We start from the raw sequence: 15,551 nt of genomic DNA on the forward strand, positions 1-15,551 counted from the left end.
ATTGTTCTTTGTTTGTTGATATAGATCATAACTATGTCCAAACAGAGAATAATTTTGCAAAAGATGCGCTAAGCCGCCGATAGGTGCCATAACCATAGGGTGAGAATGGCAATTGCAGCAAGTTAACGGGTGGTGTCTTTGGCCAGATCGGGCTCTCCACTGCGTTGCAAAATACGCGCTCGCGCTTGGTCGCGTAAGGCAACTGTTGCTTGCCATGTTTTCCCTTCTGGGGGCAGGGGGGAATCAATACTCACAGTGATCGCCCCTCTACGGGGAAACAACGATCGATCACGTAATATCGAGCGGGTGCCCCGTAAGGTAATAGGGACAATGGGGATCTGCTGTTGGGTCGCAATCTGAAACGCCCCTAAGTGAAAGTCATGGATCCCGGCCATGCGATACAGCGTCCCTTCCGGAAACACCGTCAGCGGTGCACCAGACATTGCACTTTCTGCCATCTTTTCTGTATCCGACAGGCTTTGTTTGACGTTAAAGCGCTCAACAAAGTGGCTGCCGATTTTGGTGAGAAAAATGCGGGCGATCGGTTGGCGAAGTAATTCTGCCTTGGCGACAAATTGGTGATCACACCCTGTTGCGGCAGCCAGCACCAGCCCATCTAAATAACTGGCATGATTGGCAACCACAATAAACGGTGTGCCCTTGGGGGGAAGGTTGGCTTGTCCTTCAAGGGTTAATCGGGTACGTGTCAGCCAAAAGAGGGCGCGGGCTCCTGCGCGTGTCACGTGCCAGCAGGCTTGGCGTGATGGCAGCAGGGCGACCAGTATCCACACCGGTACAGCCAACGTGATCATGGCCAGCCACATGTAGGCCGCAAACAGGTAATCCCCCAATCCTCCTAAGCCCCGCTTCGTGGTGTGCCACAGTCCGACCCCCGTCAGCCGAACGGTTTGCCACCACACTGCCCGCTGCGGGGCATGCAGGCTGTGGGTTTGATACAGATCCTGACAGGCCGAGCGGCGGATTTTTCCGCTGGATGTTTTAGGAATGGTGCGCGGCGGGCAAATCACCACATCATCCGTCGGCACACTGAGCAGGTTAACGGCCAAGGATTGGATCTGACTCTTTAGCTGTTGCTGGGTGTCATCATCGCTATGGTGCGATTCGGCCAGTACAATCAGTTGTTCGGTACCAGCGTGAGGGGAGTGGCTGGCAAACACGGCAACACAGCCTTTGCGTATGCCGGTCAGTTGACTGACGGCACTTTCGAGTTCATGGGGATAAATATTGCGTCCGGCTTTGATGATGATGTCTTTGGTGCGCCCGGTCAGAAACAGTTCGCCATCCATGGTCAGGCCTCTGTCGCCGGTACGTAGCCAGCTGTCATGGAATAAGGTCTCGGTTTTGTCCGGTTCATGGTAATAGCCCTGTGTGGCTGACGGGCCTTTAAACTCCACTTCGCCTTCCTGTCGGTCCGGCATTTCTCGCCCGAACGGATCCACAATGCGGATCTGATGGCCGCCGAGGGGATGTCCAAGACCAATCAGCGGGAGTATTTGTTTTTCGTCTGTGTCATGGTGAGGCGAAGCGCAGGGTATGGCATGCCCGCTTTGCATCATGCGTTGGCGATCCACATATTCAATGCGTGGCGTGCGCACCGTGGTCGGAAAGGTTAAGCCTACCGATGACTCAGCCAGTCCGTACACTGGCGACATGGCTTCCTGCCGAAAGCCGAAACGGGCAAACCGTTCTGTAAAGGCGGTGATCGTTCGTGGGCTGATGGGTTCGGCCCCGTTCCAGGAGAGTCGCCATTGGCTGAGATCCAACCCTTTCAGCGCAGATTCCTCCACTTTGTTAACGCACAGTTCATAGGCAAAATTGGGCGCCGGAGAGAGGGTGCCCTTGTGATGGTGGATCGCCCATAGCCACCGTTCGGGTTTCGAGAGAAACAGCAGCGGCGACATGATCACCAACGGCATGGCGTGGTACAGGCTACCCAGCCAGGCACCAATTAAGCCCATGTCGTGATACACCGGCAGCCAGCTGACAAACACATCTTTTGAACTGGCATTGACCGCTTTGCCCATGGCGCGAATATTGGCGAGCAAATTGGCGTGCGTTAGCATCACGCCCTTGGGAACACCGGTACTGCCCGATGTATATTGTAAAAAGGCAATGTCATCGGCGTGCGGGGTGCCAATGCCAGCGATGTCTGCCTGCTGATGTGTGTGTGGCGGAGGTGATGTTGGTGCTGCCTGATGGCGCAGGGCTTCTACGGAGACAATGGCATGCAGGGAATCGACCTGCAATCGTAATAAGCGCGAGAGCGGCTTGCCTTCTGGTAGGGTGATCATCAGTTTCACGCCTGCATTCTGCAAAATTTTGGCGTGCCGCATCAGGTGATCTTCAATTTGCGAAGGGCGGGCCGGTGGATAAATGGGGACCGGGATCGCGCGGGCGTAAAGGATGCCGAAGAAGCTATAAAAATAGTCATTGCTGGTGGGCAGCATGATGGCGACGGTATCACCCGGTGCAATGCCTGCGTGTATTAATCCTCGGGCAATCTCTTGCGCGTGAGTTTGCAAGGTGCGGTAGCTGATAATGTCGATATCAGTGGCGTTTTGGTACACATACAAATGTTGCCGATCGGGGTGCTGCGTGACATGCCAATCCAGCAGGCCTTGTAGTGTGGTGACGTGCGTGGGCGTATCGCTGACGTGGGCCAGATTGATGGCAGCGGTTTCTTCTCCTGTGTAAAACGACGGTGGGCCTGCCATTTCAGCCTGTGCGTGACGCTGGGCATGATGCACGGCAGTAAGCAGATCTTGCAGGGTTTCACTGGTGGCCAGTGTTTGATCATCCAGTGTGACACCAAACAGCCGCTCCGTACGCTGGAGCAGTTCTGCCCGGCTTAAGCTATCAAATCCCAGATCCGCGTCCAGCGCCGTGTGAAGCGTGATCGGCTCGGGAGGCGATTGGTGCTGATTGAGTTCCTGATAAAGCGCATGCACAAGGGCGAGTAATTGTTGAGCCTCAGAGCGAGGGTCGGAAGCGGTGTGGCGGGTGTCAGTGGTGTCGGGCATCGTCACGACCTGTTTTTATTGTTATCGTCTGCCATAAAGTGTAGTGAATATTTTTAAAAACAGGGTGATACCCACTGATCCTTATCACGATGTGTGAATAAGGCTCAGTGGGTAGGTTCGGCAGGCTGTGACGCTTATTTCACCTCGACATCTTTTATGTCGGCATGTTTTACATCCACATCCTCCGCAATGAAGCCACCGGTTTGGTGATCCCACAGTTGGGCGTAGATGCCTTTCTGAGCCAGCAGTTCTTTGTGCGAGCCTTGCTCAACGATTTGGCCCTGATCTAGCACGATCAGACGATCCATCGCGGCGATGGTCGACAAACGGTGGGCAATCGCGATGACGGTTTTGCCTTCCATCAACTCATACAGACTTTCCTGAATTGCGGCTTCCACTTCGGAGTCCAGTGCAGAGGTCGCTTCATCCAAGATCAGGATAGGTGCATCTTTCAGCAGGACACGGGATATCGCAATACGCTGGCGCTGACCACCAGAGAGTTTCACCCCGCGCTCACCCACTTGGGCATCGTAGCCAACGTTGCCGTGTGGATCGGTCAGGGTGTCAATGAACTCATGGGCGTGCGCTTGTTTGGTGGCACTCAGCAGTTCTTCTTCTGTGGCATCCGGACGACCGTACAGAATGTTCTCACGGATCGAACGGTGTAGCAGGGAAGTATCTTGTGTCACCATGCCGATTTGGCCGCGCAGCGATTCTTGCTTCACATCAGAAATCGTTTGGCCGTCAATCTTGATCGCGCCGGATTCCACATCGTGGAAACGCATCAGCAGGTTCACCAGCGTTGACTTACCGGCACCCGAGCGGCCAATCAAACCAATCTTTTCACCTGGTTTGATGTTCAGGTTCAGGTTATCAATCACGCCTTTCTTCTCACCGTAATGGAAGCTGACGTTTTCAAAGGTAATGCCGCCTTCGGGTACGTTCAGATCCGGCGCATTTGGCTTGTCTTCAATCGCGATAGGCTGTGACAAAGTCTTCATGCCATCAACCACGGTACCGATGTTTTCAAACAAGCTGCCCACCTCCCACATGATCCACTTGGACATGCCGTTAATGCGTAACGCCAGGCTTACCGCAATGGCAATGGCACCAATGGTGATGGCCGAGCCTGTCCAAAGCCAAATCGACATACCGGCAATAATGAACACCAGCAGGTAGTTAATGGCTTCCACCGACAGGTTAAACCCCGTCACGAGGCGCATTTGACGGTACACGGTATCAATGAAGCCGCTCATGCCTTGCTCGGCATATTCGGTTTCACGGTTTGTGTGCGAGAACAGTTTCACCGTTGAGATGTTGGTGTAGCTGTCGACGATACGGCCGGTCATCATGGAGCGGGCATCCGCTTGCTCGGTGGCCACTTTTTTCAGTTTTGGCACGTAGTAGCACTGAATGCCGATGTAGCCGGCCAGCCACAGCAGCATCGGGATCATCAAGCGGCTGTCTGCCTGACCGATCATCACTACCATCGAGGTGAAATACACCGTGATGTACACAAGCACATCCAGCAGTTTCATCACCGATTCACGCACTGCCAACGCGGTTTGCATCACTTTAGTGGCAATACGGCCGGCAAATTCATCTTGATAGAAAGAGACGCTTTGACGCAGCAGGTAACGGTGTGCCAGCCAGCGGATCGACATCGGGTAGTTACCCAATAAGGTTTGGTGGATCACCAAAGAGTGCAGGGTAATCAGGACCGGTACCACGACCAGCACGATCAGGCCCATGCCGATCATCTTACCGCCTTCTTCCGCCCAGAAGGTGTCCGGGTTGTGGGTCGAGAGCCAATCCACCAATTGGCCCATAAAGCCAAACAGGGAGACTTCGACAATGGCGATCAAGGCACTGAGGACAGACATCGCCAGCAATGGCCAGCCAAAACCACGGGTATAGTAGCGACAAAACGCAAACAGCGTCTTGGGCGGCTGTTGCGGTTCATGCGGGGGAAAGGCTTGGGTCAGCTTTTCAAAACGTTCGTACATAAAATGAGGATTCCCGTTAGTGACGTTTTTCAACGTGAAGAGGGAGTATTTTACCTGTCTGGTTCAAGGGAAGTAAGGCGTTTACAGCGGCTTTCTGTGTGAAGACCGCTTTCTTTATTGAGCGATCACAGAATGTGTTTGCAACACAATGAAAGCCACTGAAATCCCTAAAAGTTTTGGGGGCTTTGCGATGACCTGCAGAGGGGGAGGCAGAGGGATGAACAGAGGGGGGAGCAGGGGCAGGAATTTATTCGCCAAAATCAGCGGTGGACGCTATACCTCCAGACGCAAGCGTGGTTAACTTGGCGCAAAGACAATCATCGTGATGGTAAGGAATAGTTTCATGAAAGATGTGCAGACACTCAGCCTTGAATTTCAACCCCTGGTCGCGCAAGGGTTTACCCTGGCCGAGTGCCCGCGTTGGGATTGGCGTCATCAGACCTGGTGTTGGGTCGATATCGCAGAAGGTGAGATCTGGCGACTGACGAACGGGCAGGCACAAGCGCGCCGTTGGGATGACATGCTGGGCTGCTTTGCCCTGTGGAAAGAGGACGGCTTCGTGCTGGCGACCAAAACCGGTGTGTACGCATTGGAAAACTGGGATGCGGAGCGCCAGTTGATTGCGCCGTTGCAAAAAACGCACCCACGCATGCGCTTTAATGATGGCCGTTGTGCGCCGGGTGGACGTCTGATTGCCGGTACCCGTAACGGGGCGAAAGAGGGCGATCAGGGCCAGTTCTATCAACTGCAACAAGGCGGCCAGCTTGAGGCGATGCCGATGTTCGCATGGACCTGTAATGGTCTGGCATTCTCACCGTGTGGGAACGTGTTGTACTGGGCGGATACCGGCTCTAGTCTGATCTACCGTGCCGATTACAACCCACAAACCGGCGAGTACGGCGAAAGCACCGTGTTCTGTGATTTGACCGCATTTAACGGTCGTCCGGACGGGGCGAGTGTCGACAGCGAAGGCGGTTACTGGGTGGCGATGTATAGCGGCCAGTCGGTCGTGCGTATTGATCCGACTGGTACGGTGAGCCATGTGATCCCGGTGCCGTTGGAAAACCCGACCATGGTGGCATTGGGCGGTGAAAACGGTAACCAGTTGGTGGTGACCAGCGCCGCTGGCAGCGATAAACCGGGTGAAGTTATCACGGCAACAATTGCGTGGCAGGCGGTGAACGAGCCACTGATTACCACATTGTGATAACGATGGGCTCAGACGAATAAACGGCACCGGCATCGGGCGAAAAAACACGGCAAGGCGCACAGTTTTTGCGTGTTGATGCGGTAGAGTAGCGAACAGCCATGGACTGACCATTTGTTAAAGGATTAACCGTGTATTTCGATGTATTGATGAACGTGATTGTGATTTGGACCGTCGCGTGCATGACCCCCGGTGCCAACGTGATTTTGACCATCAACAGTGCCCTGAGTACCCAACGTCGACAAGCCAGTGGTGCTGCTGTGGGCGTAAGCTTGGCAGTGATGTTGTGGGGCGCGCTGGGCGCATCGGGGTTGTTGGTGGTGCTTAATAGCATGCCGGCTTTGTTTACCGTGATGAAAGTGCTCGGTGGGGGCTACCTGATCTATTTGGGGATCACCCGTTGCTACCGCGCTCATAAGGCAGTGTCGGCGTTAGATCTGGATGCCAGCCATGCCAAACACAGTGGCTTTTATCCGTTGCTGCGACATGCTTTTATTACCAGCATTTTAAACCCGAAAACCGGTCTGTTCGTGGTGAGTTTGTTCTCGCTGGCGATGCCGGCCACCATGACCGTAGGCCTGACGGTGACCACAATGCTGGCGATGGGCATCATTACCTTGGCGTGGCACAGCCTGTTGGTACTGTACTTTTCGCAAGCGCGGGCACAAGCCTTGTACCGTCGTTCAACCAAGTGGGTGGATTACGCAACAGGCGGATTATTTACGCTGTTTGGGTTGAAGGTGTTATCCAGCTAAGTCTGAGCTTAGTCTCCGATCAAAAATAAAAATGCCAGCCTCTTTAGGGCTGGCATTTTTTATGGCGATGCTTTACTGCGATGTAAGGACGGAGTAGCGTTTGATGTTTTACGGTCTAATGACGCGGAAAACGATAAAGCGGATGTCCCGGTTGCGGCTGGGTTCTTGACTCAGGCACCGGTGAAATGCGCGGTGAGTTGATAGGCTTCCCTTGCCAGATTAACTCACACTGATCGCTGCCATCCCGAGGAAGCGGCTTTTCCAGTAACCAGCGCAGCGGCGAAATCACCGGGCTGGTGGTAAAGCGCACTGAGGTTTCTAAAATCGCTGCCAGCGGCACGGTAAAGTCAAAATGTTCAAACTCCCCGAAAACCTCGACCGGCGTTTGCAGGCTGAAGATTTGTGCACGTTTGGATTGCGGTTGCAGATACACCGAGAAATCTCGCGCCGCATAACTGGCGTTGAAATCCCCTTTCACCTGAATGCGGGTGGTATCTAACAACAGATCCCGCTCTTTCATGGTGCCGTTGGTGATATCGAAACCGCCTGCCACACAGTTCAGTACCGACGGATCATTGTTGGTGAAGGTCGGCACAATGGCATCGGTCAGGCTGACGGCCCACAGATCAATCAGGTTGGCATCATAGGCTTTAGGCCACACAGAAAAGCCAAGGAAGCCGTTGGCATTATTCAGCAGGGTATCCGGTGAGTTCGCTAAGCTGGTGAGCGAGAACTGACTGCTCACGCGGCCATGCATCTCCGTGTCCGGTGACAGACGACGCGCCAATACACCGTAATCGAAGTTATCGACCTTGCCGTTCAAGGCAATATCAAACATCTCGCCCTTGGCCCGAATCGTACTGTCGATGTGGATGTTCCCGCCCGGTAACTGAATGTAGAGCGGATTCAAGGTGAACACGCCATCTTGCAACTGCCAGTCCAGTCGACCTGCGCCAAGCCAGTCTTTGCCGGATCGCACTTCATCCACCGCTAACGAGAAACGGGCATTGAGCGCATTTAATCCGTCTGGGCTGATCAGCGAAGCCGGTTTCGCATCTTCTGTCACGGCTGGCTTTGGTTGGGCTGTCGGTTCATTGGTTTTTTGAACAGTGCCTTTTTGAGCTGTGTCTGTTTGAATAGCGCCTTTTTGATCAGCGGCCTTCGCGTCCTGCCATGCTTGCCAGTCATCCACCTTGAAATCATCCAGCTGAATGAATGGGGCAGTTAAGACGAGGCTCGCAGTCGGGCGGTCATTGCTTGTCCCTGTACTGTCAGCCTTTTTGTGACTGTTGCCTGCTAAGCGTGGCGGAATGAACGCGCCGTTGCCGCGCAATTGGCTTTCATTAACCTGAATCAGTAAATCCTTGAGGTGATAGCCTGCGTGATCCATCGCTAGTTTGCCGTTCACCGTAACGGGGCCGTAAGGCGGTAAATCAATCGCGGCAAAATCTTCTAAGCGATCCAGATTAGGCGTAAACGCGTGGAACGTCAGGTTGAGTTTTTTCGGATCCACCGGCAGGGCCACTTGTGATGAGGCGTCAACACGCATGTCACCCAACGAGAAAGCCAGATCAACCGGCAGCGCGGTACGGCCGTCGTTGGCGGCTTTCAGTGACAGCGAATTTAGGCGTAGTGCCATCGGTTTATTGGCGGCATTGCCGGACAGGGTCAGGGCGGTATCCGTGTCAGGACCCGTGACAAAGCGGCCTTCATCGATGTTCAGGGTCAATGCTTTGCCGGTGTAAGTGTCTGCTAACTTCGCGTAGCCGCCGTGTAACAGGGCCTCGACTTGGGTGTGCTCCATCAACTCCAGCAGGGTGCGACCTACCACCGCGACGGACAATTCCGCGTGCTGTAAGCGCATGTCGAGATCATCGGCAATATCAAAACGTGCGGCGATGTCGCCGATGTTTGGTTGCTCGACCGACAGGTTGAGTGCGGCATCGATGTGCGCCGCATTGATCCCCGCATTCAAATGGCCTTTGATGTCACTGCCTGCATAGCGCGCATGGATCGGTGCATTGCGCAGTTTGCCATCGCGGATTTTGCCGTTGAATGACAGATCATCAATGCTCTGTTTGCCCCACATAAAGCGATCAGCATTGAAGTGCAAATCTGCATCGGCAATCACCAAATCACTGCCCAGTAGCGGCACATTCAGGTTCACGCCTTGAGTAGGCACGGTTTGCTCAACTTGTGGCATCTCTTCATCATCAATGAAATGACCAAACTGGGTCAGATCCAGACGTGAAAAGTCGGCCTTCACGGCTAAAAATGGTACGTGTGAGGCGGTGCTCTGTTGCCCGTGAGCTTGTGCGTCAGTTCGGGTGTCAGTCTGGGGGTGGGCGTCGGCAGGGCGCCAGCGTAGGCTCATCTTCCCTTCACTGTTGAGTAAGCACAGGCTAGGGATGTTCAGGTTGATCCAGCCATTTTCATACCGCACTTTGCCGTCCACGTTGATTTCACCGTTGACGTTTGCGGTTCCCAGCCACGGGCTGAGCAGAGCGGCATCGCTGCTTTGAATGTCTACATCAAACCAACTGCCTTCCTGCCAGCGGGTTTGTCGCAGCAGACCTTCTGCCGTCATGTTAATGGCCGGGCTGTCGACGGTTAAGCGGGCTGGCCAGTCACGCCCCAGCATGATGTCTTGCAGGTTACCGGCTTGGGCGTCAATGTTTACTGGCACACCCATCAGTTGGCCCTGAATGTTGGAGTGAAACGGCACGTGCAAGCCGGCATTGAGGCGGGCTTTATCAATGCTCAATTGTGCGCCGTAGCCCCATGTCACTTCTGCCTTATCCATTGCCAGTGCCAGCTGAGAATTATCCAGCCATTCACTGAGTTTTGTGCCTTCGGTGGTGACAGATAGCTGCGCGCGATCTAAATGTCCTTGCGCGTTGTGGATCCCGGTCAGCCAGCGTGCCATTTCCCCGAGCGGCGAATTGTTCGCGCCCAGAGTGATGTTTAAATGGGATGACCATTGGGTGGCATCCAGCGTGGCTTCGCCCCGAAACGGAACATTAGCGATATCGGCAGTCACCGGGGCAGATAACAGTCCTTCGTCGCCCTCAATACCGAGTGACAGGTTTTCAACAGGTGTGCCGAGCCCAAGAATTTCATCAATGGTGACAGAGAGCGAGGTACTGGTTTTGTTCAGCCATTGATCCAAGGCTTGCTGTAACGGCGAGGGTTGTGGCGGTGCACCAAAGGCCCGCATCATCATCTGAGGTTGTGGGGCAAGCCACGGGCGCAGGTCGATTTGCTTGAGTGCCAAGTGACCATCAATGGTGTTGTGCTGTCCCAGCGCGATATCTAACTGACCGCTGCCTTGGGTGACCGGACTGTCGATGTGTAACTCGTTGATTGAAAGCGTATCGGCCGACACATGCAGGCGCGTAGTGATGTTCAGCGGCGCAATGTATTTGATGTCCAGCCCGAGCAAGCTCGCCAGCGGGCGGGTGTCTTGCCAGGTCAGTGCAACATCGGCTTGAGTTTGGCCTTGCGATGGCGGTTGTACGTCGGCATTGATGGCGATGTGTGCGCCGGCGAAGTCACCGTCCATCTTAAGGTGACCGCGTTGCTGGTTGATCAGGCTGTCGAGATCACCCACAAGATCCAGCGTGTACGATTGGCCGATGGCTTCCCCGTTGGCGGTGAGCTGCCATTGGGTGTTTGACACATCGTTGCTAAGAGAAGCGCTACGGTTACCCGAATCGAGAGAGTCGACAGGCGCTAAATGCAGTTCATGCAAATAGGTATCAATGTACTGACGTTGTTGTTGATCGTCGTACACCAGCGACAGGTTTTTCGCACTGATAGGATTACTCAGTGCCAGCGTGAACGCCGGGCTGTCGGTCGCGGCAAGCTCGCTTGCTTGCGCTTGAGCATTCACTTGCGCATTGAGATGCGGTTTCACCAGAGGCTTCACCAGCCAGTTCGCCTCACCTTGGGCATCTTTCCCCAGATAGACGGCAATGTCTTCCAGCGCGAGGTGCTCTAAGGCAATGGTGTGGTGTAACAAAGGCAGTAGCGCAATTTGCGCTTCCAATTTGCCGGATGAGACTAACGGCTGCCAGTTAAAAGCATCGGTATTGGCGATGGTGACGCCGTTGAGGCTAATCGCCGGTTGGAATGACAGGGTGAGGTGAATATCCCCCTGAATCTGTGTGGTGCGATCTAAATGGGTGGTCAGCCAGTCGCTGATCTCGGTGCGGTAGGGCGTCAGGTCGAGATTGACGCCGTAGCCGAGCAGGGCGGTGGTCATGGCGACAGGGGTGAACAATCCCCAGCCCAACCATTTTAGATAGCGTGGACGCTTAGGCGCAGGTTTTTGATTTTTTTTATTATCAATAGCTGTGGCGGCTGATTGATTCTCTGAGCTGATAGTCATTGCCGATGAGGTGCCATTCTGTGGGTAAGCATCAAGGGATCCCACCTGGGATCGTGTTTTCTATTGAGGCTGTGGTGTGTCGTTTTTGTCGCTGGAATATATCATGTTTTTGTCGCTTTTGGGATGCAACATCCACTGCTAATGGCAAAGTGTGAAAAATTTGACGCTGTCTTGCGTGGTTTTTGTGGCACATCATCACGCCGCTTTCGGCTGGGTCTTTCGGTTCGGTATAGGATTCGAGAATCGATACTGAGGGCAGATCTGCGGGACGCTGGGCTGATTTATTACTCATTTTGATAATCAGGATGATTACGAACGATTTGAATCATGATCATGGCCTTCGTACACTGCCAGTATCAGGGAGGTATGCATGATAGCGAATAGACACCACACGTCCGCCGGATCACCCCGTCAGGATGTGATGCTGAACGGCTTAACACTCAATGCATTAACGTCCGGTTATGAAGTGAATGCGCACGATCCTTGCTCGGTGATCTTACCCACAGGGCAGCATTTGGCGCTCTCAGGGCCATCAGGGTGCGGCAAATCGAGCTTGTTGCATGTCTTGGCAGGATTACAGCCCGCAAACACCGGCACCTTTCGGTGGCAGGGGAGGACGATCAGTGAGGACACACTCACCTGGTGGCGTCAGCAGTGCTGCTATGTGCCGCAGATGCCCATTATGGGCGGCGAGCATTTACGTCAGGCGCTGCTGTTACCGTGGCAATTGCAGGCCACCACCGCCCCCATGCCGGACGATGACACGCTGCAGGCGTTACTCGCCAAAGTAAAGATTGTCCATGGTTTGGATAAACCTGTTTCGACCCTGTCGGGCGGGGAAAAGCAGCGTGTCGCTATTGTGCGGGCATTGTTGCTCAACCGGCCGGTCTGGCTGATGGACGAGCCCACGTCTGCGTTGGATCCCGCCAGCCGCGATACGGTGATGGCGCTGTTAGCGAAGCAATCACTGACCATTGTCTCGGTGTCTCATGATCCCCATTGGCTTGCGAGTGCCGATCAGCAGCATGTGATGCAAGGCCAAGGTGTTGATGAATGCACCGCGTCAGTGATGGGAAGTGGGTCTGAATGAGGAAGAAAGATGGATAGCGCATTGTCGATCAGCTATTGGGCGCTAGGCGGTTTTTATCTGTTGTTGCTTTTGCCGATGCTGGTGTTTTACCGCTGGCAATTAGGGTTGAGCAAAACCCTGATCTCTGCCGCGCTGCGCATGACAGTACAGCTCAGTATTGTCGGCCTTTACCTGCAAACCTTGTTCGCCTTTCAAAACCCGTGGCTCAACTCATTATGGCTGTCGGTGATGATTGGTGTCGCCGGTGTGGCGATTTGCCGCCGCGCGGAGGTGCCGGTCAAAAAAGTCATGCCCGCATTGATCACGGGGTTGGTGCTGGGGCTGTTATCCGTGTTACCGGCGTTGCTGGCGGGGGTGATTCAGGTCTCGCCGTGGTGGCAGGCACAGTATTTGATCCCGGTGGCGGGCATGTTACTGGGTAACTGTTTGGCGGCCAATGTGCTGGCACTGGAGCGTTGGTACAGTGCATTAAAAGATAAGCAGGATGAATACCGTTTTTATGTCGCATTAGGGGCACCGCAGCCTGCCTTGCCCTTTGTGCGCATTGCCGTAAAAGCAGCATTAGGCCCGCAATTGGCATCGATGACCACGTTAGGCATTGTGAGTTTGCCCGGCATGATGACCGGCCAGATCTTAGGGGGCACCGAGCCCTTGTTGGCGGTGAAGTATCAGTTGGTGATCATGGTGGCGATATTCATTACGGCCAGCGTGTCGGTATGCACGACGTTAGCCCTTGCCAGTCGGTCGGCGTTCAACCGTTATGGGCAGCTGATTTGGTAGTGGTGATGATGTAGAGGGAGCGGTGTTGGTCGTGTAGGGGAGCGTGTGATGGGTATGATTGAAGGTAGCATGACGCAAAAACAAAAATCCCCGGGCAAGCCGGGGATCTTCAAGAGAGGGTGACTGATTAGTCAGCGATCTCTGCGTTGTGGTAAACGTTCTGCACGTCATCACAATCGTTTAGCGCGTCAAGGAATTTCTCGAACTTCGCCACGTCATCGCCAGAAAGCTCTGTCATTGTCTGTGGTACGAAAGAAATTTCTTCTACGTCTAGTGTCACTTCAGGCATGGTTGCCGCTAGTGCGTTCTTCACTTTGAAGAATTCAGTGTGCGGTGCAAATACAGTGATCACGCCGTCTTCACACTCGATGTCAGATACGTCTGCATCTTCCATCATTAGGTTTTCTAGTACGACTTCTTCATCGTCGCCAGCAAACTGGAATACAGCTTGGTGTTCGAACATGTGTGCCGCAGTACCTGGAGAGCCAATTTTCGCGCCGTTCTTCACGAAGCACTGACGTACGTCCATGAAAGTACGGTTGTTGTTGTCTGTTAGACAGTCAACGATAACCATACAGTTACCTGGGCCAAAACCTTCGTAGCGAGCAGTTGCGAAATCTTCACCGCCGCCACCTTTCGCCTTGTCGATCGCTTTTTCGATAACGTGGCTAGGTACCTGATCTTTTTTCGCTTTCTCAATCATGCGTTTCAGGGAAAGGTTTGTGTCAGGGTCGATACCGCCGTTTTTCGCAATTACGTAAATTTCTTTACCGTATTTTGAATAAACTTTGATTTTTGCGCCCTGAGTTTTCGCCATAGAGGCTTTACGGACTTCAAAACTGCGTCCCATAGGAATCACTCTCTTTTTGATATTTGGGATTTCTGTTGGACGCGGATTTTACCAGTAAGCACGGCGCTATGGCTAGGGGTAATGCGTGTTCTGAAGCGGGGATTACTGCAATAGATCAATTTATGGGTTGAATTTCGCCGTCTTACTTGCAGTCATGCGCTGTAGCGATTATATATTCCGCTGCAAAACGGATGATTTCCCAGCAATGGGACGAGAGAAGAGCAATACAAAATGAAGATTGTAGCAGTAACCGCCTGCCCAACAGGGATAGCACACACTTATATGGCCGCCGTCGAGCTGAAAAAAGCCGCGCAGCAGCTGGGTGTGCAGATCATGGTCGAAACCCAAGGTGCCATGGGCATTGAGAATCCACTCAGTGTGCAGGACATTGGCCGCGCCGATGTGGTGTTGATTGCCTCGGATATCGAAATCGAGCACCGTGCCCGCTTTACCGGCAGCAAAATTCACTGTGTGACCATTGAAGATGTGCTGACCGATCCTATTAGCGTGATCAAACGTTGTGAGGCATTCAGCCAAGCATGATTGTTCGTCGCATTACGTTTCTTATCGGGGAAAAAGGTTTGCCGGCATGGGCGTTGAATCGCCTGAAAGTGTTGGCCGGGTATTTTCGCTCGATGGTGGTAATGCGCAATGTCTCGCAATGCAAATGGGCGGATGTGACGCAGCCGATGCGTATGATGACGCTGGGGACCCGCCCGTCTGAGTTGTGCCAGATATTGATTGAAGGGGCCGACGCCGAGTTGGCCGCAATAGTCCTGACCGATTTTATCGATGAGCATTGTTTGCTGGTGCAGGGCGGGCAGCGTCATGTGCCGTTTTCCGTCGTCGCCCCCGCGTTTGCCCTGCCGTTTGCCTGCCTGTGGGACAGCGTGCCGTTTTCATTCCAGCCAGATACTGACGTAACGCTGGATAAACGCGTGCTGCTCAGTGTGATGGCCGATTGCGTGGCCGCGAAGCAGGCTGCTATTTCAAATGACAGTGCAAATGACAGTGCAAATAACAGTGCTGATGAAGCTGCCGACGCAGATCAGCCGCTGAATACGGCGTTATTGAAACAGTTGCTGGCACGCGAAGCGGTCTCTTCAACCTGCATGGGTAACGGTATCGCCTTACCGCATGTGATGAGCCCGTTGGTGACCTGTCCGCATGTGGTCAGCATGCCACTGACACAACCACTGGATTGGGGCTCAAACCGAGGCCCGGTGACCCGCGTTATCGGTTTAGTGTTACCGCATCCGCCCCAACGCCCACACTTAATGGCGTTCTCCGCCTTTTCCCAAGCCTTGTTGAACCCGGATTTTTGCCACATTTTGGCCGATAACGATCAGACTGAGGTATTGGAAGCCATCATCAAGCATACCTTGGCTATGCCTTTTCAGGGGCAAGCCGAACGCTGATCCCTCATTCATTT

10 protein-coding genes are annotated in these 15,551 nt (G+C 53.7%); 6 read left to right on the plus strand and 4 right to left on the minus strand.

The genetic code is table 11. The annotated features are described in order from the left end of the window. Positions 1-122: 122 nt before the first annotated feature. Both ABT58_RS17020 and ABT58_RS17025 read right to left on the minus strand, forming a co-directional pair. Positions 123-3,041 carry an AMP-binding protein gene (locus ABT58_RS17020; RefSeq protein WP_047875629.1) on the minus strand — a complete coding sequence of 973 codons (2,919 nt, stop codon included), beginning with the start codon at positions 3,039-3,041 and terminating at the stop codon, positions 123-125. Between the two features lie 134 nt (positions 3,042-3,175). Continuing rightward, positions 3,176-5,047 (minus strand): ABC transporter ATP-binding protein, encoded by a 1,872-nt coding sequence (locus ABT58_RS17025; RefSeq protein WP_047875630.1) that lies wholly within the window; start codon positions 5,045-5,047, stop codon positions 3,176-3,178. Between the two features lie 343 nt (positions 5,048-5,390). Between ABT58_RS17025 and ABT58_RS17030 the strand changes: the two genes are divergently transcribed. Together ABT58_RS17030 and ABT58_RS17035 are read left to right on the plus strand one after the other, a co-directional pair. After that, the gene (locus ABT58_RS17030; protein ID WP_047875631.1) at positions 5,391-6,254 is read left to right on the plus strand and encodes an SMP-30/gluconolactonase/LRE family protein; all 864 of its coding nucleotides are present in this window, start codon (positions 5,391-5,393) and stop codon (positions 6,252-6,254) included. A 131-nt stretch (positions 6,255-6,385) separates the two neighbouring features. Next, a complete protein-coding gene (locus ABT58_RS17035; RefSeq protein WP_053063125.1) occupies positions 6,386-7,009 on the plus strand; it encodes a LysE family translocator in 624 nt (207 codons plus the stop codon). Between the two features lie 115 nt (positions 7,010-7,124). Here ABT58_RS17035 and ABT58_RS17040 read toward each other — a convergent pair whose 3' ends face one another. Next, on the minus strand, positions 7,125-11,444 hold the full coding sequence (locus ABT58_RS17040) for an AsmA family protein (protein WP_229821747.1): 4,320 nt from the start codon (positions 11,442-11,444) through the stop codon (positions 7,125-7,127). A 325-nt stretch (positions 11,445-11,769) separates the two neighbouring features. Here ABT58_RS17040 and ABT58_RS17045 point away from each other — a divergent pair, with 325 nt between their 5' ends. Both ABT58_RS17045 and ABT58_RS17050 read left to right on the plus strand, forming a co-directional pair. Next, positions 11,770-12,489 (plus strand): ABC transporter ATP-binding protein, encoded by a 720-nt coding sequence (locus ABT58_RS17045; protein ID WP_229821748.1) that lies wholly within the window; start codon positions 11,770-11,772, stop codon positions 12,487-12,489. A 9-nt stretch (positions 12,490-12,498) separates the two neighbouring features. Beyond that, a complete protein-coding gene (locus ABT58_RS17050) occupies positions 12,499-13,269 on the plus strand; it encodes an ABC transporter permease (RefSeq protein WP_047875633.1) in 771 nt (256 codons plus the stop codon). Positions 13,270-13,396: 127 nt separating this feature from the next. Here the strand turns inward: ABT58_RS17050 and ABT58_RS17055 are convergent, their stop codons facing one another. Continuing rightward, positions 13,397-14,119 carry a YebC/PmpR family DNA-binding transcriptional regulator gene (locus tag ABT58_RS17055; RefSeq protein ID WP_047875634.1) on the minus strand — a complete coding sequence of 241 codons (723 nt, stop codon included), beginning with the start codon at positions 14,117-14,119 and terminating at the stop codon, positions 13,397-13,399. A 231-nt stretch (positions 14,120-14,350) separates the two neighbouring features. Here ABT58_RS17055 and ABT58_RS17060 point away from each other — a divergent pair, with 231 nt between their 5' ends. Together ABT58_RS17060 and ABT58_RS17065 are read left to right on the plus strand one after the other, a co-directional pair. Next, complete coding sequence (locus ABT58_RS17060; protein WP_047875635.1) at positions 14,351-14,662, plus strand: PTS fructose transporter subunit IIB; 312 nt, start codon at positions 14,351-14,353, stop codon at positions 14,660-14,662. Beyond that, a complete protein-coding gene (locus tag ABT58_RS17065) occupies positions 14,659-15,537 on the plus strand; it encodes a PTS sugar transporter subunit IIA (protein WP_047875636.1) in 879 nt (292 codons plus the stop codon). Before ABT58_RS17060 ends, ABT58_RS17065 begins: the two co-directional genes overlap by 4 nt. Positions 15,538-15,551: the final 14 nt, after the last annotated feature.

The sequence above is a fragment of the Photobacterium aphoticum genome (genome assembly GCF_001029435.1).
GTDB lineage: Bacteria > Pseudomonadota > Gammaproteobacteria > Enterobacterales > Vibrionaceae > Photobacterium > Photobacterium aphoticum.

Excerpts from the sequence above, each read along its gene's own strand:
- ABT58_RS17060 (WP_047875635.1), top strand. The coding sequence starts at position 14,351 with ATGAAGATTGTAGCAGTAACCGCCTGCCCAACAGGGATAGCACACACT.
- ABT58_RS17050 (WP_047875633.1), top strand. The coding sequence starts at position 12,499 with ATGGATAGCGCATTGTCGATCAGCTATTGGGCGCTAGGCGGTTTTTAT.
- ABT58_RS17020 (WP_047875629.1), bottom strand. The coding sequence starts at position 3,041 with ATGCCCGACACCACTGACACCCGCCACACCGCTTCCGACCCTCGCTCT.
- ABT58_RS17025 (WP_047875630.1), bottom strand. The coding sequence starts at position 5,047 with ATGTACGAACGTTTTGAAAAGCTGACCCAAGCCTTTCCCCCGCATGAA.
- ABT58_RS17030 (WP_047875631.1), top strand. The coding sequence starts at position 5,391 with ATGAAAGATGTGCAGACACTCAGCCTTGAATTTCAACCCCTGGTCGCG.
- ABT58_RS17055 (WP_047875634.1), bottom strand. The coding sequence starts at position 14,119 with ATGGGACGCAGTTTTGAAGTCCGTAAAGCCTCTATGGCGAAAACTCAG.
- ABT58_RS17045 (WP_229821748.1), top strand. The coding sequence starts at position 11,770 with ATGATAGCGAATAGACACCACACGTCCGCCGGATCACCCCGTCAGGAT.
- ABT58_RS17065 (WP_047875636.1), top strand. The coding sequence starts at position 14,659 with ATGATTGTTCGTCGCATTACGTTTCTTATCGGGGAAAAAGGTTTGCCG.